The sequence below is a fragment of the Streptomyces griseicoloratus genome (assembly GCF_014534645.1).
Taxonomy (GTDB): domain Bacteria; phylum Actinomycetota; class Actinomycetes; order Streptomycetales; family Streptomycetaceae; genus Streptomyces; species Streptomyces griseicoloratus.
In genome coordinates this window covers 199,997-218,641 of the sequence record NZ_JACVQF010000223.1, presented here as the reverse complement: position 1 = coordinate 218,641, position 18,645 = coordinate 199,997, and the positions used below count along the sequence as shown (strand labels likewise).

The window sequence follows — 18,645 nt, the reverse complement described above, 5'->3', positions numbered from 1 at the left end:
TTCCGCCCTTAACTGACGAGCGCATCCGGCTTGCCCTTGCTGCGCGGCCGTTCCTCGACCATCTTGCCCCAGACGATCATCCGGTACTTGCTCGTGAACTCCGGCGTGCAGGTCGTGAGCGTGATGTACCGGCCGGGCCCCTTGAAACCCGACTGCTTGGGCACCGGATCGAGGACGCTGACGTTGCTCGGCGACGTCACCGGCAGGATGGACGCCATCTTGTAGACGAAGTACTTGTCCTGCGTCTCCACGACGATGGGATCGCCCGGCTTCAGCTTGTTGATGTACCGGAACGGCTCACCGTGCGTGTTGCGATGCCCCGCCAGCCCGAAGTTGCCGGTCTTCGCGTCCGGCATCGCCGTCTTCAGGGCACCCTCGGCATAGTGCCCGACCATGCCCCGGTCCAGCACCTTCTTGCTGTCGATGCCCTCCGCGATCGGCACCACGACGTCCAGCTCGGGGATGTGCAGCAACGCGAAGCCCTGACCCGGCTCGAACGTCCCCGGGTTGCGCTTGCCGTTCGCCCAGTCGTCCTGGAGGTTGCTCGCCGCCTTGTCGGCCTGCGCCTGCGCGCGCACGTTCGTCCACCACAGCTGGTAGGTGACGAACAGCAGCATCAGCACGCCGGTCGTGATGAAGATCTCGCCTATCGCACGGCTCGCGATCACCGCCGCGCCCGGCTTCCGTGCCCGCGCCTGCCGACGGGCCTCCACGCGCGACAGAGGCGCCTTCGGGGCCTCTGCGGCCTCCGGGGCCCCAGTGGCCCGCCGCGTGCCCCCACGACGCCCGTGACGCCGTCTGGCGGCCTTCCTGCGCGCCGCACGGCCGCCGCCGGGGGGAACGGAAGCGGACGGCACCTCCTCGCGCGCCGTCCGCTCCGGCGGAGCCGGGACCCGCAGCGCCACGGTCTCGTCGTCCACGACCGGCGGCACGTACGAGCCGTACTCGTCACCGCCGGCGGAATACCCCTCGTACCAGCCGCCCCCGAACGCACCCGGATCCTCGTACGGCTGCCCGTACGAGCCCCCCTGGTCACCGGCCGCGCCGGATGCGCGCTCGGGGCGCAGCGCGGTCACGCCGTGGCCCTGCCCACCACCGGGGCAAGCCCCGCCGACCTCGCCACCGCGCCCTCGTCCCCGCACTCCACCAGCCAGTTGGCCAGCATCCGGTGCCCGTGCTCCGTCAGCACCGACTCCGGATGGAATTGCACGCCCTCGACGGGCAGCTCCCGGTGGCGCAGGCCCATGACGATGCCGTCGGGCGTGCGGGCCGTCACCTCCAGCTCCGCGGGCACGGTCGCCGGCTCCGCCGCCAGCGAGTGGTAGCGCGTCGCCGTGAACGGGGAGGGCAGGCCCGCGAAGACGCCCTTGCCGCCGTGCTCGACCGGTGACGTCTTGCCGTGCAGCAGCTCCGGCGCCCGGTCCACCACACCGCCGTACGCCACCTGCATCGACTGCATGCCGAGGCAGACGCCGAAGACGGGCACGCCGGTCGCCGCGCAGTGCCGCACCATGTCGACGCAGACGCCCGCCTGCTCCGGCGCGCCGGGGCCCGGCGACAGCAGCACGCCGTCGAAGCCGTCCTGGGCGTGCGCCGTGGACACCGCGTCGTTGCGCACGACCTCGCACTCGGCGCCCAGCTGGTACAGGTACTGGACCAGGTTGAAGACGAAACTGTCGTAGTTGTCGACGACGAGAATGCGCACGCTCACTGGTTGTCCACCGTCACATCGTTGAAGGGAAGCAGCGGTTCGGCCCATGGGAAGACGTACTGGAAGAGGACGTAGACCACGGCCACGACCAGCACGAGCGAGAGCAGCGCCTTCACCCACGCGTTCCCCGGCAGATGCCGCCAGATCCAGCCGTACATGCCGTCCCTTCCGTCGCACCACGGCACCAGACTCACGCCGTACGGCACCAGACTAGCGGCGCGGGGCCCTCCGGAACGGCGTCAATCCACAGGCTGGGCATAGTGCAGGTCCACGGCGCCCGAGTAGCCGGGCAGCGTGACCTCCCCGTCGTCCTCGACCTTCCAGCCGAGCCCGTAGACATTGACGTACACCATGTAGTTCTGGATCGCCGGGGACTCGGCGAGCGCCTGCTTCAGCCGCTCCGGGTCGCCGACCGCCGTGATCTTGTACGGCGGTGAGTAGACGCGGCCCTGGAGGATCAGGGTGTTGCCGACGCAGCGCACGGCGCTGGTGGAGATCAGCCGCTGGTCCATGACCTTGATGCCCTCGGCCCCGCCCTGCCACAGGGCGTTCACCACGGCCTGCAGGTCCTGCTGGTGGATCACCAGGTAGTCGGGCTGCGGCTCCGGATACCCGGGCAGCTTGGCGGTCGCGTCCGGCGGGGCGTCGTCGAGCGTGACGGATATCGCCTCGCCCTTCAGCTCCTGCGTGCCGGCCTTCTCCTCCAGGGCGGAGAGCTTGTCGTCCTGCGCCTTCGTGCTGCCGTCGTCCCGCTCGGCGAGGGATTCGATGTCGCTGCGCAGGGCCGCGTTGGACTCGTCCAGCTCGCCGTTCTTGCGACTGCGCTCGTGGATGAGATCGGACAACTTCAGCAAAGAGGTGTCCGTGCGGATATTGGTGCCCTTGGCGGTATTGAAGCTGGTGAAGAAAATGAGGCCCGCGAGAGCGAAGACCGCGGCCGTGAGCACCCGCACGGGCCGGAAACGGCGCCTGCGGGCGGGGCTGGAACCCGTCCCGGGGGAGTCGGCAGAATTGCTCAACGTACCCTTATCTCCTTCGGCGCCACGGAAGCACTACGCTAACGGACGCCCGGGGGAGCGTTAAGAGTCCCCTTGTACGTCTTGTACGTCGCCCCCGAGCCCGACCCGTTCCCTGCGCGGCCACGCAGCGCATCGACAGGAGAGACCCTCGTGCCGAAGTCACGTATCCGCAAGAAGGCCGACTACACGCCGCCGCCCGCGAAGCAGGCGACCGCCGTCAAGCTGAACAGCCGGGCCTGGGTCGCACCCGTGATGCTGGCCATGTTCGTCATCGGCCTCGCCTGGATCGTCGTCTTCTACGTCACCGACGGTTCACTTCCCGTCGACCAGTTGGGCAACTGGAACATCGTGGTGGGATTCGGCTTCATCGCCGCCGGATTCGGCGTCTCGACGCAATGGAAGTAGCCCTGCCCAGGGCTATCCACCGAGTTATCCACAGGCGCTGTCCACACCCTGAGGAAAAAGAAAGACGATCTGTGGATAACTCGCTGGGCATTGACGCCGGTGTGACAGAACCACCGGCGACCGAAAGCTTGTTCGCCCCCTGCCTGACCTGCGGAAACACTGGTCGGTGACAGGGGGCACACCTGTTCCCGCACACTGTGCACAAGATCCGGCACCCGCTGTGGACAACCCGGCGCTCAGGTGAGCTGAGCGGTTCTCAACAGGGTCAGTCCGACGACCAGGACGAGCACCAGTGCACAGGTGCCGTACTGCACGAGCGTCCGCCGCTCACGCGGGGCGTGGACCATGCCGTAACCGATCACGACGCCCGCGACGAGGCCGCCGATGTGCGCCTGCCAGGAGATGTTGAAACCTGGACTGAAGGTGAAGATCAGGTTGATCGCCAGGAGGGCGATGACCGGCCGCATGTCGTAGTTGAGCCGGCGCATCAGGACGGCGGTCGCGCCGAAGAGGCCGAAGACGGCTCCGGAGGCGCCGAGCGTGGCCGTGGTGGGTGAGCTCAGCAGATAGGTGAGGGCGCTGCCGGCCAGGCCGGAGACGAGGTAGAGGGCGAGATAGCGCGCTCGGCCGAGGGCGGCTTCGAGGGGGCCGCCGAGGAACCAGAGGCTGAGCATGTTGAAGGCGATGTGCCAGATCTCCTCGTGGGTGAACATCGTGGTGACCATGCGGTACCACTCGCCCTCGGCGACGCCCTGGTCGGGGACGAACGGTGCGGGCGGCCAGCGTCCGATGAGTACGAGGTCGTTCAGCAGGGACGACGAGGCGTGGACGGCGATGAACACCGCCACGTTGATCCCCACGAGGATCTTGGTGACGAGGCGGGGATCCGCGGTCACGGTGCCGCCGGCGAGGGTGCGGGGCCGGGAGGCGTCGGGTGCGTGGCCGGTGCCGGAGCCGGTGCGGACGCAGTCGGGGCAGTGGAAGCCGACGGAGGCGTTGACCATGCACTCCGGGCAGATCGGGCGGTCGCAGCGGGTGCAGCGGATGCCGGTCTCGCGGTCCGGGTGGCGGTAGCAGCCGGGCAGGCTCTGGGCGGGCCGGGGTCCTTGCTTCTCCGGGCCCTGCGGGTCGCCTGGTGCCTGGTCCATGGGGATCCCCTCACTCGTCCGTCCGCAACGTGCAATCGCCCCGCCCATCCTTACGGACGAGCGGGGCGATTAGTTCCCTTCGGACACGCCGGACATGGCGTGACGGAGGGGAATCAGCCCTCGCGGGTCTCGATCACGACCGAGTTGATGACGACGTCGTTGACCGGGCGGTCGGTGCGGGGGTTGGTCTGCGTGGCGGCGATGGCGTCGACGACCTTCTGGCCGGCCGTGTTGGCGACCTCGCCGAAGATCGTGTGCTTGCGGTTCAGCCACGTCGTCGGGGCGACGGTGATGAAGAACTGCGAGCCGTTGGTGCCCGGTCCCGCGTTGGCCATGGCCAGCAGGTAGGGCTTGTCGAAGGAGAGGTCCGGGTGGAACTCGTCCTCGAACTGGTAGCCGGGACCGCCGGTGCCGTTGCCCAGCGGGTCACCGCCCTGGATCATGAATCCGCTGATCACCCGGTGGAAGACCGTACCGTCGTAGAGCTTGTCCGTGGACTTCTTCCCGGTGGCGGGGTTCGTCCACTCACGCTCGCCCTTGGCGAGCTCGACGAAGTTCTTGACCGTCTTGGGGGCGTGGTTCGGCAGGAGCCGGACTTCGATGTCGCCGTGGTTGGTCTTCAGGGTGGCGTAGAGCTGCTCAGCCACGATGTGCCTTCCGTCGTCTTGTTGTGCTCACCGATCCTCGCACGGTCCGCGCCGCACGTCGCCCAGCGGCCCATTCCTGCTCCCGGTCGGTGCGTGTCGCTTGCGGAAATCGGGTCCAGTACTCCCGGGTCGCGAGCGCGGTGCGCCGATCCGTGGCATTGTCGTCGACAAGCTCGCGTTGCTCCGTATTCATCCGCTATTGCAGTCGATCGACTCTTGATCGCTTCTTCATCACCACTTGTCCCATGGGGCCCGGGGTGATCGGCCATGACCCGGATGCCCGCCCTCACATGCCTGGCAGAGCGTCGGCAGGCATGATCCGTAAAAGGGTGGAAAGTCGAATTACCGTACGCCACCGAGGAGGAGGAACCCGTGACCCGCATCGACAGCGTGCGCGCCGCGACCGGTTCGGCGAAGGACAGCGTGCTGCACGCCGCGGAAGTGGTGGCGCCCTACGCCGACACGGCCAAGGACAGGGCCGCTCACTACGCACACGAGGCGCGCGTACGGCTGGCGCCCAGGGTGTCGCAGGCCGCCGACCAGGCTCGCCTCCAGTACGGCGTGCATGTCGCGCCTCGGCTGGAGCAGGCCCGCACACATGTGCCGCCGAAGATGGACCAGGCCGCCCACGAGGCCGCCATCCGTACGCGCCTGGCCGCCCGGCAGGCCGCCGACTACTCCCGGCCGAGGATCGAGCAGGCGGTGGCCGCGGCCGCTCCCGTCAGTCAGGAGGCCGCCGCACGGGGTGCCGCCGCTCTGGCGGCGCTGCGTGGTCAGGTGACGGCCGAGGACATCCAGCGGCTGGCCCGCAGGAAGGAGCGCCGGGCGAAGGCGGGCCGCATCGCCAAGGCGGTGGCGGTGTTCGGCGTCGTCACGGCGGGTGTCTTCGCCGTGTGGAAGTGGTGGGACAAGCAGGCGAACCCGGACTGGCTGGTGGAGCCGCCCGCGGCGACGGATGTTCCCGAGAACGGGCGGCTGACGTCGGTGGACGGCAGTGGCGACGCGATTCTCGACCCCGAGGTGCAGGCCAAGCAGGCTCAGGACGAGGCCGCCGAGGGCGACGAGCCGCGCTGACTCACGGCGGCCTGTGTTTCGCCGCGGGGCGGGAGGCCCTGACGCCTCCCGCCCCGCGGTGACGTTTCACGTGGCGGTGTTTCACGTGGAACGGCCGTGCTCCGGCGATCAGCGGCCGTAGCGGCGCTCGCGCAGGGAGTAGGAGCGCAGGGCGCGCAGGAAGTCGATCTCGCGGAAGTCCGGCCAGTAGGTCTCACAGAAGTACATCTCGGCGTAGGCGGACTGCCAGAGCAGGAAGCCGGACAGCCGCTGCTCGCCGGAGGTGCGGATGATGAGGTCGGACTCGGAGCGCGTCTTGGAGTACAGGTGCTTGGAGATGTGCTCCATGGTGAAGGAGTCAATGAACTCGTCGATGTCGCCGCCCTGGGCGCTGTGTTCCATCAGCGCCGAGCGGACGGCGTCGACGATCTCGCGTCGGCCGCCGTAGCCCACGGCCACGTCGACCTTCGTTCCGCCCCGGCGGCCCTCGGTCGCGGCGGTGGCGGTCTTCAGCCGGCTCGCCGAGTCGGCGGGCAGCAGGTCCAGGGCGCCGACGACCTGGACGGGCCAGGGGTTGCCCGGAACGGCCAGCCGCTCCACCACCTCGGCGATGATGTCGATGAGCGGGTTCAGCTCTTCCTCGGGCCGGTGCAGGTTGTCGTCGGAGAGCATGTACAGGGTGACGTGCTCGATCTCGGCGGAGTCGCACCAGCGGAGGAAGTCCAGCACCTTGGCCCCGCCGGCCCGGTAGCCCTCACGCGGATCGTTGATGCCCGACATCTTGGCCCACCGGCGGTTGCCGTCCAGCATGATGCCGATGTGCTGCGGGCGTGGTCGTCCTTCCAGTTCCCTGACCAGCCGCTTCATATAGATCGCGTCGAGAGCGGCCCGTACCTTCGCCCGCATGGTCTACCCCTTCCACCTCGTCGGCAGCGACCGAACGGCTCCGACGGCGATGAGCCACTTGGCACCGCCCCGCAGGGGTGTGGCGCTGGTGCCCTGTGGGGTGACGATATCAAGAGCAGACCACCGCGCCTCGGCGCTGAGCGGGGGCCCACCGTGAGCCTGCTGAGGCCCGGTTCCCCGGGCGCGTCGGTTGTCCTGCATCGTCAACGGACCCTTCCCGGCCGGTCGTTGGTGATCGTTCTGGTCGGTGCATCCGGGAGCGGATGCGGTGCACGCGTGAAGTCGGCGCGGTACGTCCGCCCAGTCCACCGAGCCCCGGGCGCGCACCGCACTCGGCCGGCGGGCGCCGTGGATCGCGAGGCGTGACCGCCTGGATGCGAAGAGCCCGTCCGCCCTGCGTATCCGCAAGGTTGGACGGGCTCTCGGGTTGTGGAGCCTAGGGGAGTCGAACCCCTGACATCTGCCATGCAAAGACAGCGCTCTACCAACTGAGCTAAGGCCCCGGAAGAGGAAGCGTCCGACCGGCTGGACAGCATGCCGATGGGGCGCCGCAGACAAGAGTACCGGGTCGCACCCCGTATCTCACAAATGATTGGGGGTCCCGATGAACGACCACGCTCCGTAAGATGCTCGGCGTGGTTCGCTGGAGCGAACTGCGGTTTTTGGGGAAGCGATGGGGAGACGCAATGGACGCCGCACAGCAGGAAGCCACCGCAAGAGCGCGGGAACTGCAGCGGAACTGGTACGGGGAGCCGTTGGGGGCGCTCTTCCGTAGGCTCATCGACGATCTTGGTCTCAATCAGGCTCGTCTCGCGGGGGTTCTGGGACTGTCCGCACCGATGCTGTCGCAGCTGATGAGCGGCCAGCGGGCGAAGATCGGCAATCCCGCGGTGGTCCAGCGGGTGCAGCTGCTGCAGGACCTGGCGGGGCAGGTCGCCGACGGCAGCGTGAGCGCGGCCGAGGCCACCGAGCGCATGGACGAGATCAAGAAGTCACAGGGGGGTTCTGTGCTCAGCAACACCACGCAGACCACGAGCAGTTCGGGTGCTCCGACGGTCAAGCGTGTCGTCCGCGAGATCCAGTCGCTGCTGCGCTCGGTGGCGGCCGCCGGTGACATCATCGATGCGGCGGACGCACTGTCTCCGACCCACCCGGAACTGGCGGAGTTCCTCCGGGTGTACGGCGCCGGTCGCACCTCCGACGCGGTCGCGCACTACCAGTCCCACCAGAACTGACCCCGGAGTCCGGCCGCCGAAGGGGGTGCGGCGGCCGGGCCCGCGAGTGGTGCGAGGGGGAGGAGCGGCACAGAGCCATGGGTGAGGTCTTCGCCGGCCGGTATGAACTGGTCGACCCGATCGGCCGTGGAGGAGTCGGCGCCGTCTGGCGCGTGTGGGACCAACGCCGTCGGCGCTATGTGGCCGCGAAAGTGCTTCAGCAGAGGGACGCCCACTCGCTGCTGCGGTTCGTCCGTGAGCAGGCGCTGCGGATCGACCATCCCCATGTGCTGGCGCCGGCCAGCTGGGCCGCCGACGACGACCAGGTCCTGTTCACCATGGATTTGGTCACGGGCGGCTCGCTCGTCCACCTGGTCGGGGACTACGGCCCGCTGCCGCCCGCGTTCATCTGCACGCTGCTCGACCAGCTGCTGGCGGGGCTGGCCGCGGTGCACGCGGAGGACGTCGTGCACCGTGACATCAAGCCCGCCAACGTGCTTCTGGAGGCCACCGGCACGGGCCGGCCCCGGCTGCGGCTGTCCGACTTCGGCATCGCGATGCGGCTGGGCGAACCGCGCCTTACGGAGACCAACCTCGTGGTGGGGACGCCCGGTTACCTCGCGCCCGAGCAGCTGATGGGCTCGGAGCCGGACTTCCCCGCCGACCTGTTCGCCGTCGGCCTGGTGGCTCTGTACCTGCTGGAGGGCGCCAAGCCGGATGCCAAGGCGCTCGTGCAGTACTTCACCGAGCACGGGACGCCGGGTGCGCCCCAGGGCATTCCCGAGCCGCTGTGGCAGGTCGTGGCCTCCCTGTTGCAGCCGGATCCGTCGGCGCGGTTCCGTACGGCCATGGGGGCGCGCAAGGCGTTGGCCGCGGCCGCGGAACTGCTGCCGGAACCGGGCCCCGACGACGAGCTGATCGAGATCTTCGACCAAGTCGGCCCGCTGCCACCGGGGTTCGGCCCCGACGGACCGCTCAGGACGGCACCCGGAGCGGCACCCGAGCCGCCGGCCCGCGGCGTGGCCACGCCCCCCGTCCCCACGGATCCTCGGCAGGGCTCGGCCCCGGCCCCGGCGGTCCCGGACAGCGCGCCTGCGTCCGGCCCGGTCTCCGCCCCCGGTGATTCCGGTACCCGGGTACCGCCTCTCCCGGCTCACCAGGAGGCGCCCGTGCCGCCCGCTGCTCCGTCCTCGATGTCGGACACCGGCAGCTTCCCTCTGCCGCCTCCGCAGGCCACGGTCACCCCCTTCCCCCGGCCCGGCGCCCAGCAGCACGCGCAGCCGGGCGCAGAGCAGAACGCACAGCCGGACGCACAGCAGAACGGCCGTCCACAGGCCGTCCCGCAGCCACCGCGTCAGCCCTCCCATGCGCTGCCCTCGCATGTGCTGCCCTCCCCTCAGCCGCTCGCGCCGCCGTACCCCGCTCAGTCCCTGACAGCGCCGCCGCACCAGCGCGCCGACGCCTCTACTGCTTCGTACACCGCCCAAGCCCCGAGGGTTCCCCCTTCCGCCCGGACTTTTCCGCAGCACCGCGCGGAGCGGCGACGCCCCGGCCCTCCGGCCAAGGTGGCGGTCCCGCTTCTGCTGCTGGCGGTGGCCTGCTACGCCGTGGGCTTCTGGGCCTTGGCCCGCCTCTGACACGCGGGAGGGCCGCGCCGCCGCCAAGTCCGGGGCCGCGGGGCCGCCGCTACAGTCCCGGGCTGCCGGGGCGCGGGCCCGGACCTCTGCGCCGCGCCACCACCGTCCACACGCCGAGCCCCACCAGCAGCGCGCTCCCCGTACCGATGCCGCCCACGGCGACCGCCTTCATGGCGAGGTCGTCACTCGCGGCCCCGCCCTCCGAAGCGGCCGCCCGGCCCGCGACCTCGAAGACGCCCCGGGGCACCGGCTCCCCGTCGTACCCGGGACCGCCCTGCCCGCCCCCCTTGATGCGCACGCGCAGCGTCAGCCCGAACGGACCCTCGCCGAAGTCCTCGGCGACCCCCTCCGCGAGGTGCACGACGAGGTAGTACTCGCCGGCGAACCGCATGCCGCTGACCTGGTCGGCGGCGGCATGGCGGTTGGCGTGGGCGACCGGGGGCACGGGCGACAGGTCGGCAGTCGCCCGGCGGCCGGCGTATCCGGTGGCGGCGTCGTCGACCTCTCCCCGCACGGGGTTGTGCAGGGTCAGGGACAGGGCGCCGGGCGCATAGCCGGAACCACCGCCGGCGCTGCCGAGTTCGGCCGTCGCGTACAGCTGCCGGCCCCAGTCGACCGGCACCTTGTAGAAGAGGGTCTGCCCGGGCCGGACGTCGTCGCGCCAGACGCCCTGCGCGACGGCGGTGGCGTCGGCGAATCCGCTGCCGCCGCGGCGGCGCTCCGGCTCGCCGGTGACGGGCTCCGGCGAGGACGAGTCCCAGGTGCCGGGTGCGCTCGTCGCCCCGGTGCGTTCCAGGCCCGGCTCGGTGGCGGTGGCGAGTTCCAGGGCCCAGGGATCCGGCGGGGAGTCCTGCGGCCGGATCCGCTCGACCGTGACGTAGTAGGTGCCGGGTTCCTGGCACCTGAGCCCGCCGGGGGAGATCTCCCGCATGCCCCAGGCCGTGAGGGGGCGCGGGCTGCGGGCGGCGCCGAAACTCACGCTGTCCGAGGAGCAGGAACTGCCATCGGCGTCCCGTACGGACATCCGGATGCCGTCGGCGGCCGTGACAGCGGCACCGGCAGCCGGGACGGCGGTGACGGAGGCGTACGCGTTCGAGGCGGCGTCCAGTTCGAGCCGGAAGTGGACCGTGCCGCTCCGCGGCAGGGAGCTCCGGTACGTCGTGCCCGGCTCCAGGGCGACGGCGTCCGCCGTACCGGTCGCTCCCTCGATGCGCCGGGCCCCGTCGGCGAAGGCGTAGGCGTAGCCGTCCGCCGCGTCGGCCGCCGGTGCGGTGGCTCCCGGCAGGAGGACCGTGGCACCGGCCACCGCGGTCACCACGGCCAGGCGTACGGCCACCAGGCCCGGGCGTACGACCACCCGTGCGCGCCTCCCCGACGGCCTGACGCGCCGGACCCCGGCCCGCCACGCCCAGGGCCGGCAGCCCCAGGCTCGCCGCGCCCGGGCCCGCCGCCGAGCCATACACCACCGCCCCATCACCCGCCACTCCTCGCAGTCGCCCGGACCGGACCGTGGCCCATCCTGCCCGGCGACCCCGCCCGCCATCCGGGCAACACAAAACCCCGACCGCAATGACGGCCGGGGTCTGTTCAGAACCGGATGTCGGTCGTACTCACGAACCCGTGGGCACGGAGTCAGTCGCCTCCGTCCACAGATCCTGCTCGGCGCGATCCGCCTGGATCTGGCGGTACACGAGGAGCCCGCCGATGGCGGCCAGTGCGACCAGGAGAAGCTTCTTCACCGCGCGACCTCGTCTTTCCTTGACGTAGGGGACCTCTGGCGCCCGACTATACACACCGATCGATATCGATCGGTGACCTGTGTCGTCCGTCAACTCCCGGTCACCAGAGCCGGATAGAAGCGGACCAAACCGTTCCGACCGGAGGGTGATCACACCCGCACGGACGGTCACTTTGCCCGCGGTCCTCCCGTCTCCGGTCTTTTTCACCTCTCTTGCGTCCATCCGAGTGGTGTTCATCAGAAGAGCGCCGCGCCACGGGCGTCGGTCCACCACTTCGCGGCCCACATACACATCATGAGCAAAGTACGCAAATCGCCCGACCCGAAAGTGAGGGGCCATGGCCCGGAACAAGGTCATGAAGCTGTGGACCACCATCGTCACCGCCTTCCTCGCGCTGTTCACGGCGCTCGGAATCTTCACGACGACCGCCTCGGCGGCCGTACCGCAGACCGAGACGCAGCGCAACAGCGAGAACAGCAAGAAGAGCGACAGCACCGGCCGGGTGACGGCGCCGACGATGCCCTCCCGAACCTCACTCCGGGCAGAGGCCCTGCCCCCCACGATGAAGCAGCGCATCCACGCCGAGGCCCACGGCAAGTCCCCCAGCTGCCGGCACCGCCCGCCCTCGGACGCTTCCCAGGCCACGCTCTCCGCCGCCCTCTGCGACTCCGGCTCGTCCCAGGAGGAGGAAGAATCCCCCGCCCCCGCCGACACGCCCCTCCAGCGCTGACAGCCGGGCACGTCACCGCACGTGCCGACGCCGGCCGTCCGGCCTCTCGACCCTCTCGATCCCCCCGTTGCTCTGCCCCTCCCGGCCCTCTGGCCACTCCCGCCCCGACCAGTCCCCCACGGCGTACTTGCGTACAGCACCGCCCACGACGAAGGCCCGGCCGCTCGAAGGAGCCGCCGGGCCTCTCTGTCTGCGCGAGTCGCGGCCCCACGCCCAGGCCCGGAGCCACCCATACATGCAGAAGACCTCCAGGTGGATCACCTGGAGGTCTTCTCGCTGGTGGGGCTAACAGGATTTGAACCTGTGGCCTCATCCTTATCAGGGATGCGCTCTAACCAACTGAGCTATAGCCCCGCCGCGCTTTGCGGTGTGTGTCCCGCGCGCTGACTCCTGAAGATTAGCGCACGAGGTGGGCAGTCCCAAAATCGGTTGTCGGAGGGCCGCCGGGGGACCACCGAAAAGCCGTCGTGAGGCCCGTCGGAGAACCCCCCGCTCCAGCCGTGAAACCGCCCGTCTCAAGCGCGGAACCGCCCGTCTCAGGCGTGGAACCACCCGTCCCAGCCGCGCGGCACTCGTCCGCGCGGCACTCGTCCGTCCGTCACTCGTCCTCGGCGAGCGTCAGCTCGACGCCGCCGACGAAGCCGGCGGAGAGGTTGTAGATGAACGCGCCGAGCGTCGCCAGGGCCGTCGCGAGGACGACGTCGATGACCGCGATGATCGTCGTGAACATCAGCACGTTGGGCAGCGACAGGAACGACTGCAGGTCGAAGCCGTTCGACTCGTTGGAGCCGGTCGCCTCGGAGATCGTGCCGCCGACCGATGAGAAGACGCCCATGGCGTCCATGACCATCCACAGCACGGCCGACGCGACGATCGTGCAGATGCCCAGCGCGATGGAGAGCAGGAAGCTGACCTTCATCACCGACCACGGGTCGGCCTTCGCCACGCGCAGACGTGCCTTGCGGACGCGGGGCGTGGTGCGCGCACCGGTGCGCGGGCGGCGTACGGCGCCGGACGGGCCGGCGCCGCCCTGGGTCTGGTACGCCTGCGGCGGGTGGTACGGCCCGCCGGGCTGCTGCGGTTGCCGTTCCCCCGGCAGCGGCGAGGCCGGCTGCTGAGCGGCTTCCTGGTGGTGCGCGGGCCGCCCCTGGGCGCCCGAAGCGGCCGGGCCCGCTCCAGCCGCGTACTGCTGGGTCTGCGGACCTCGGGTGTCCGTCACAGTTCCCCCCTGGGATCCATGAGTGTCGTACGAGGGTGAGGACGAGGGGGCTTGCGAGTCCGTTCCGTGCGCGACGGAGCCACGGCCGCCGTCCGATTCCGTACCCCTGGAGGTACCGGCCGATCCGGCGCCCGTGGCTCCGTTCACGATGACTCTCCTCGTGCTACTCGGCCGAGGGCGCCTCACCCTCGTCCGTGCCGGCGGCAACGGCGTCCTCGGCGGTCTCGTCGACGACCACGTCGCCGTCGACCTCCTCCGCCTCGCGTCCCGCCTCGGCGTTGCGTGCGATGCCCACGACGGCATCGCGCTTGCCCAGATTGATCAGTTGAACGCCCATGGTGTCACGGCCCGTCTCCCTGACCCCGTTGACTCGCGTGCGAATCACACCGCCCGAGAGTGTGATGGCAAGGATCTCGTCGTGCTCCTCGACCACCAGCGCTCCCACGAGCGATCCACGGTCCTCGACGATCTTGGCGGCCTTGATGCCGAGACCGCCGCGACCCTGGACGCGGTACTCGTCGACGGGAGTGCGCTTCGCGTACCCGCCGTCGGTGGCAGTGAACACGAACGTACCGGGTCGAACAACATTCATCGAGAGCAGCTCGTCCCCCTCGCGGAAACTCATGCCCTTGACGCCCGAGGTGGCACGGCCCATGGGACGGAGCGTGTCGTCCGAGGCGGTGAACCTGATCGACTGCGCCTTCTTGCTGATCAGGAGCAGATCGTCGTCGGCCGAGACGAGCTCGGCTCCGATCAGTTCGTCGTCGGATCCGTCCTCCCGCTCGCGCAGGTTGATGGCGATCACGCCGCCCGAGCGCGGGGAGTCGTAATCCTTCAGTGACGTCTTCTTGACCAGACCCGCCTTGGTGGCCAGCACCAGGTACGGCGCCGCCTCGTAGTCGCGGATCGCGAGGATCTCGGCGATCGCCTCGTCCGGCTGGAAGGCCAGCAGGTTCGCCACGTGCTGGCCGCGGGCGTCCCGGCCGGCGTCGGGCAGCTCGTAGGCCTTGGCGCGGTAGACCCGGCCCTTGTTGGTGAAGAACAGCAGCCAGTGGTGGGTCGTCGACACGAAGAAGTGGTCGACGATGTCGTCTTCCTTCAGCTTCGTGCCGCGTACGCCCTTGCCGCCGCGCTTCTGGGCCCGGTAGTCGTCGGTCTTCGTGCGCTTGATGTAGCCGCCGCGCGTGACCGTGACGACGATGTCCTCCTCGGCGATCAGGTCCTCGATGGACATGTCGCCCTCGTAGGGGATCAGCTTCGTCTTGCGGTCGTCGCCGTACTTCTCGACGAGCGCGGCCAGCTCCTCGCTGACGATCCCGCGCTGACGGACCGGGGAGGCCAGGATCTCGTTGTACTCGTTGATCTTCGCCTGGAGCTCGTCGTGCTCCTGGACGATCTTCTGCCGCTCCAGGGCCGCCAGGCGGCGGAGCTGCATCTCCAGGATCGCGTTGGCCTGGATCTCGTCGATCTCCAGGAGGTCCATCAGGCCCCCGCGCGCGATCTCGACGGTCTCGCTGCGCCGGATCAGCGCGATGACCTCGTCGATGGCGTCCAGGGCCTTCAGCAGGCCGCGCAGGATGTGGGCGCGCTCCTCGGCCTTGCGCAGCCGGAAGCGGGTCCGGCGGACGATGACCTCGATCTGGTGGGTCACCCAGTGGCGGATGAACGCGTCCAGCGACAGCGTGCGCGGCACGCCGTCGACCAGCGCCAGCATGTTGGCGCCGAAGTTCGTCTGCAGGTCCGTGTGCTTGTAGAGGTTGTTCAGGACGACCTTGGCGACCGCGTCCCGCTTCAGCACGATGACCAGGCGCTGTCCGGTACGGGACGACGTCTCGTCACGGACGTCCGCGATGCCGCCGATCCTGCCGTCCTTCACCAGGTCGGCGATCTTCTGGGCGAGGTTGTCCGGGTTGACCTGGTAGGGCAGCTCCGTGACCACCAGGCACTGGCGGTTCTGGATCTCCTCGACCTCGACGACCGCGCGCATGGTGATCGAGCCGCGGCCGGTGCGGTACGCCTCCTCGATGCCCTTGCGGCCGACGACCAGGGCGCCGGTCGGGAAGTCGGGGCCCTTGATGCGCTCGATCAGCGCGTCCAGGAGCTCTTCGTGCGACGCCTCCGGGTTCTCCAGGTACCACTGGGCGCCGGCCGCGACCTCGCGCAGGTTGTGCGGCGGGATGTTGGTCGCCATGCCGACCGCGATGCCGGCCGAGCCGTTGATCAGCAGGTTCGGGAAGCGGGCGGGCAGGACGGTCGGCTCCTGGGAGCGGCCGTCGTAGTTGTCCGTGAAGTCGACGGTCTCCTCGTCGATGTCGCGGACCATCTCCATCGACAGCGGCGCCATCTTGCACTCGGTGTACCGCATGGCCGCCGCCGGGTCGTTGCCCGGGGAGCCGAAGTTGCCGTTGGAGTCGACGAGCGGCATGCGCATCGCCCACGGCTGGGCGAGGCGGACCAGGGCGTCGTAGATGGAGGAGTCGCCGTGCGGGTGGTAGTTGCCCATGACGTCGCCGACGACACGGGCGCACTTGTAGAAGCCGCGCTCGGGGCGGTAGCCGCCGTCGTACATGGCGTACAGCACGCGGCGGTGGACGGGCTTGAGGCCGTCCCGGACGTCGGGCAGCGCACGCGAAACGATGACGGACATCGCGTAGTCGAGGTAGGAGCGCTGCATCTCCGTCTCGAGCCCGACGGGCTCGACGCGCAGGCCGGCCTGGCCGTCCTCTTCAGACGTGACGGGAGTGTTCTCGTCGGTCATTGCTGGTGAAGGTCCTTCCTGGTGCGGTCAGCTGAGACCGACTCAGATGTCGAGGAAGCGGACGTCCTTGGCGTTGCGCTGGATGAACGCGCGGCGGGCCTCGACGTCCTCGCCCATCAGCACCGAGAACAGGTCGTCGGCCTGGGCGGCGTCGTCGAGGGTGACCTGGCCCAGGACGCGGTGCTCCTGGTCCATCGTGGTGACGCGCAGCTCCTCGGCGTTCATCTCGCCGAGGCCCTTGAAGCGCTGGACGGAGTCCTCGCGGATGCGCTTGCCGGCCTGGCGGCCCATCTCGATCAGCGCATCGCGCTCGCGGTCGGAGTAGGCGTACTCGAAGTCGTCCCGGCCCCACTTGATCTTGTAGAGCGGCGGGCGGGAGAGGTACACGTGACCGGCCTCGACCAGCGGCCGCATGAAGCGGAACAGGAAGGTCAGCAGCAGGGTGTTGATGTGCTGGCCGTCGACGTCGGCGTCCGCCATCAGGATGATCTTGTGGTAGCGGAGCTTCTCGATGTCGAAGTCCTCGTGCACGCCCGTGCCGAACGCGGAGATCATCGCCTGGATCTCCTGGTTTTGCAGGATGCGGTCGATGCGCGCCTTCTCGACGTTGAGGATCTTGCCGCGGATCGGGAGGATCGCCTGGTACTCCGGGTTCCGGCCGGACTTGGCCGAGCCGCCGGCGGAGTCGCCCTCGACGATGAAGATCTCGCACTTGGTCGGGTCGTTCGACTGGCAGTCGGACAGCTTGCCCGGCAGGGACGCCGACTCCAGCAGGCCCTTGCGGCGGGTCAGGTCGCGGGCCTTGCGGGCCGCCACGCGCGCGGTGGCCGCCTGGATGCCCTTGCGGACGATGTCCGCGGCCTCGTTCGGGTTGCGGTCCAGCCAGTCGTTGAGGTGCTCGTAGACCGCCTTCTGCACGAAGGTCTTCGCCTCCGTGTTGCCCAGCTTGGTCTTGGTCTGGCCCTCGAACTGCGGCTCGCTCAGCTTGACCGAGATGATCGCGGTCAGACCCTCGCGGATGTCGTCGCCCGTGAGGTTGTCGTCCTTGTCGCGCAGCAGCTTCTTGTCGCGCGCGTACTTGTTGATGAGCGAGGTGAGCGCCGCGCGGAAGCCCTCTTCGTGCGTACCGCCCTCGTGGGTGTGGATGATGTTGGCGAAGGAGTACACGCCCTCGGTGTAGCCGCCGTTCCACTGCATGGCGACCTCGAGGGACAGGGCCTTGTCCTTGTCCTCCGCCTCCAGGTCGATCACGGTGGGGTGCACCACGTCGCCCTTGCGGGAGTTGAGGTACTTCACGAAGTCGACGATGCCGCCCTCGTAGTGGTACGTGACCGTCTTGGCCTTCTGCTCCTCGGCCAGCTCGTCCGCACCGGCCTCGTCCGCGCCCGCAGTGGCCTTGGCCGACTCCCGCTCGTCGGTGAGCTTGATCGACAGCCCCTTGTTGAGGAACGCCATCTCCTGGAAACGCCGCGACAGCGTCTCGAAGGAGTACTCGGTGGACTCGAAGATGTCCGGGTCGGCCCAGAACGTGACCGAGGTGCCCGTCTCCTCGGTCGCCTCGTGCTGCGCGAGCGGGGCCGTCGGGACACCCATCTTGTAGTCCTGCGTCCACCGGTACCCGTCGGTCTTCACCTCGACGGACACCTTGGTCGACAGGGCGTTCACGACGGAGACGCCGACGCCGTGCAGACCACCGGAGACCGCGTAACCGCCGCCGCCGAACTTGCCGCCCGCGTGCAGCACGGTCAGCACGACCTCGACCGCCGGCTTGCCCTCCGAGGGCACGATGCCCACCGGGATGCCACGGCCGTTGTCGACGACGCGCACGCCGCCGTCGGCCAGGATCGTCACGTCGATGGTGTCCGCGTGGCCGGCCAGCGCCTCGTCGACGGAGTTGTCGACCACCTCGTACACGAGGTGGTGCAGGCCGCGCTCACCGGTCGAGCCGATGTACATACCGGGTCGCTTGCGGACCGCGTCCAGACCCTCGAGGACGGTGATGGCGCTGGCGTCGTACGACGCGGCGGCTGAGCCCTCGGCGCCTTGGGCCGGGGCCTCGGTGGACGGGATGTTCTCGTTGGGGTTGCCGGAATCGGCCACGAAGCGCCCTTTCTGGCACAGCACGAGCCGGGCTCGTCGGCGGGTTGCCGGAGCGGCTGCGGCATGTTGCGTTGGTAAGCCTGGATTCAGCGTTGCTCAGCTTTTCCCGGACGGTCCCCACGTTCGGGGCGGGATTGTCTCCCAGTCTACCGGTAGCACTGACACTGATGGGTGTTTGCCGGTACCTGAGTCCCCATGTGCCGCCCTGAACCATCGTCGTCCGACTCCCGATATGCGGATGGGGGCCCCAAGAGGCTCACGAGGGCACTCAGCGCTTCGAGGCGTCAACCCATGGCTACTTCGAAGTCAGATCGCGATTCGCAACCGTGTGCGGTTGTACGACAAGGGGCGCGCCGTCG

Annotated in this window: 17 protein-coding genes and 2 tRNA genes; 5 read left to right on the top strand and 14 right to left on the bottom strand. The window is 69.5% G+C overall.

The window, feature by feature from the left end; translation table 11 throughout:
* Positions 1–8 precede the first annotated feature (8 nt).
* From H0H10_RS31405 to H0H10_RS31390, 4 genes are read right to left on the bottom strand one after another with little or no spacing between them, the layout of a single operon-like run.
* Positions 9–1,076 carry a class E sortase gene (locus tag H0H10_RS31405; RefSeq protein ID WP_188184528.1) on the bottom strand — a complete coding sequence of 356 codons (1,068 nt, stop codon included), beginning with the start codon at positions 1,074–1,076 and terminating at the stop codon, positions 9–11.
* Positions 1,073–1,711 (bottom strand): aminodeoxychorismate/anthranilate synthase component II, encoded by a 639-nt coding sequence (locus H0H10_RS31400; RefSeq protein WP_188184527.1) that lies wholly within the window; start codon positions 1,709–1,711, stop codon positions 1,073–1,075. The genes H0H10_RS31405 and H0H10_RS31400 overlap by 4 nt, the downstream gene beginning before the upstream one ends.
* Complete coding sequence (locus H0H10_RS31395) at positions 1,708–1,905, bottom strand: hypothetical protein (RefSeq protein ID WP_188184630.1); 198 nt, start codon at positions 1,903–1,905, stop codon at positions 1,708–1,710. The genes H0H10_RS31400 and H0H10_RS31395 overlap by 4 nt, the downstream gene beginning before the upstream one ends.
* A 45-nt stretch (positions 1,906–1,950) precedes the next feature.
* Positions 1,951–2,730 (bottom strand): DUF881 domain-containing protein, encoded by a 780-nt coding sequence (locus tag H0H10_RS31390; RefSeq protein ID WP_188184526.1) that lies wholly within the window; start codon positions 2,728–2,730, stop codon positions 1,951–1,953.
* A 150-nt stretch (positions 2,731–2,880) separates the two neighbouring features.
* Here H0H10_RS31390 and crgA point away from each other — a divergent pair, with 150 nt between their 5' ends.
* Positions 2,881–3,135: a cell division protein CrgA gene (gene crgA / locus H0H10_RS31385; protein ID WP_188184525.1), complete on the top strand. Its 255-nt coding sequence runs from the start codon at positions 2,881–2,883 to the stop codon at positions 3,133–3,135.
* 236 nt (positions 3,136–3,371) lie between these two features.
* Here the strand turns inward: crgA and H0H10_RS31380 are convergent, their stop codons facing one another.
* Together H0H10_RS31380 and H0H10_RS31375 are read right to left on the bottom strand one after the other, a co-directional pair.
* Positions 3,372–4,283 (bottom strand): rhomboid family intramembrane serine protease, encoded by a 912-nt coding sequence (locus H0H10_RS31380; RefSeq protein ID WP_188184524.1) that lies wholly within the window; start codon positions 4,281–4,283, stop codon positions 3,372–3,374.
* 113 nt (positions 4,284–4,396) lie between these two features.
* On the bottom strand, positions 4,397–4,930 hold the full coding sequence (locus H0H10_RS31375; protein WP_188184523.1) for a peptidylprolyl isomerase: 534 nt from the start codon (positions 4,928–4,930) through the stop codon (positions 4,397–4,399).
* A gap of 372 nt (positions 4,931–5,302) precedes the next feature.
* Here H0H10_RS31375 and H0H10_RS31370 point away from each other — a divergent pair, with 372 nt between their 5' ends.
* Positions 5,303–6,004 carry a DUF5324 family protein gene (locus tag H0H10_RS31370; protein WP_188184522.1) on the top strand — a complete coding sequence of 234 codons (702 nt, stop codon included), beginning with the start codon at positions 5,303–5,305 and terminating at the stop codon, positions 6,002–6,004.
* 108 nt (positions 6,005–6,112) lie between these two features.
* On the opposite strand, the gene H0H10_RS31365 is transcribed toward H0H10_RS31370, so the two are convergent.
* On the bottom strand, positions 6,113–6,889 hold the full coding sequence (locus H0H10_RS31365; protein ID WP_188184521.1) for an isoprenyl transferase: 777 nt from the start codon (positions 6,887–6,889) through the stop codon (positions 6,113–6,115).
* 430 nt (positions 6,890–7,319) lie between these two features.
* A tRNA-Ala gene (locus tag H0H10_RS31360) sits at positions 7,320–7,392 on the bottom strand.
* Positions 7,393–7,575: 183 nt separating this feature from the next.
* On the opposite strand from H0H10_RS31360, the gene H0H10_RS31355 reads away from it, so the two are divergent.
* Together H0H10_RS31355 and H0H10_RS31350 are read left to right on the top strand one after the other, a co-directional pair.
* Positions 7,576–8,124: a helix-turn-helix domain-containing protein gene (locus tag H0H10_RS31355; protein ID WP_188184520.1), complete on the top strand. Its 549-nt coding sequence runs from the start codon at positions 7,576–7,578 to the stop codon at positions 8,122–8,124.
* A gap of 77 nt (positions 8,125–8,201) precedes the next feature.
* Entirely contained in the window at positions 8,202–9,740 is a 1,539-nt protein-coding gene (locus tag H0H10_RS31350; RefSeq protein ID WP_188184519.1) for a protein kinase domain-containing protein, read from the top strand.
* Between the two features lie 49 nt (positions 9,741–9,789).
* On the opposite strand, the gene H0H10_RS31345 is transcribed toward H0H10_RS31350, so the two are convergent.
* Positions 9,790–11,214, bottom strand: coding sequence for a hypothetical protein (locus H0H10_RS31345; protein ID WP_373566925.1), 1,425 nt, complete (start codon positions 11,212–11,214; stop codon positions 9,790–9,792).
* A gap of 136 nt (positions 11,215–11,350) precedes the next feature.
* On the bottom strand, positions 11,351–11,479 hold the full coding sequence (locus H0H10_RS40280) for a DLW-39 family protein (RefSeq protein ID WP_003999697.1): 129 nt from the start codon (positions 11,477–11,479) through the stop codon (positions 11,351–11,353).
* Between the two features lie 337 nt (positions 11,480–11,816).
* On the opposite strand from H0H10_RS40280, the gene H0H10_RS31335 reads away from it, so the two are divergent.
* Positions 11,817–12,209 carry a DUF6344 domain-containing protein gene (locus H0H10_RS31335; RefSeq protein WP_223180683.1) on the top strand — a complete coding sequence of 131 codons (393 nt, stop codon included), beginning with the start codon at positions 11,817–11,819 and terminating at the stop codon, positions 12,207–12,209.
* 277 nt (positions 12,210–12,486) lie between these two features.
* On the opposite strand, the gene H0H10_RS31330 is transcribed toward H0H10_RS31335, so the two are convergent.
* From H0H10_RS31330 to gyrB, 4 genes are all read right to left on the bottom strand, one after another.
* Positions 12,487–12,563 (bottom strand) — tRNA-Ile (locus H0H10_RS31330).
* Between the two features lie 244 nt (positions 12,564–12,807).
* The gene (locus H0H10_RS31325) at positions 12,808–13,575 is read right to left on the bottom strand and encodes a DUF3566 domain-containing protein (RefSeq protein ID WP_188184518.1); all 768 of its coding nucleotides are present in this window, start codon (positions 13,573–13,575) and stop codon (positions 12,808–12,810) included.
* A 16-nt stretch (positions 13,576–13,591) separates the two neighbouring features.
* Complete coding sequence (gene gyrA, locus H0H10_RS31320; protein WP_188184517.1) at positions 13,592–16,186, bottom strand: DNA gyrase subunit A; 2,595 nt, start codon at positions 16,184–16,186, stop codon at positions 13,592–13,594.
* A gap of 42 nt (positions 16,187–16,228) precedes the next feature.
* Positions 16,229–18,286: a DNA topoisomerase (ATP-hydrolyzing) subunit B gene (gene gyrB / locus H0H10_RS31315; RefSeq protein WP_188184516.1), complete on the bottom strand. Its 2,058-nt coding sequence runs from the start codon at positions 18,284–18,286 to the stop codon at positions 16,229–16,231.
* Between the last annotated feature and the right edge of the window lie 359 nt (positions 18,287–18,645).

Excerpts from the sequence above, each read along its gene's own strand:
- H0H10_RS31380 (WP_188184524.1), bottom strand. The coding sequence starts at position 4,283 with ATGGACCAGGCACCAGGCGACCCGCAGGGCCCGGAGAAGCAAGGACCC.
- H0H10_RS31365 (WP_188184521.1), bottom strand. The coding sequence starts at position 6,889 with ATGCGGGCGAAGGTACGGGCCGCTCTCGACGCGATCTATATGAAGCGG.
- H0H10_RS31355 (WP_188184520.1), top strand. The coding sequence starts at position 7,576 with ATGGACGCCGCACAGCAGGAAGCCACCGCAAGAGCGCGGGAACTGCAG.
- H0H10_RS31350 (WP_188184519.1), top strand. The coding sequence starts at position 8,202 with ATGGGTGAGGTCTTCGCCGGCCGGTATGAACTGGTCGACCCGATCGGC.
- H0H10_RS31345 (WP_373566925.1), bottom strand. The coding sequence starts at position 11,214 with ATGGGGCGGTGGTGTATGGCTCGGCGGCGGGCCCGGGCGCGGCGAGCC.
- H0H10_RS31335 (WP_223180683.1), top strand. The coding sequence starts at position 11,817 with ATGGCCCGGAACAAGGTCATGAAGCTGTGGACCACCATCGTCACCGCC.
- gyrA (WP_188184517.1), bottom strand. The coding sequence starts at position 16,186 with ATGACCGACGAGAACACTCCCGTCACGTCTGAAGAGGACGGCCAGGCC.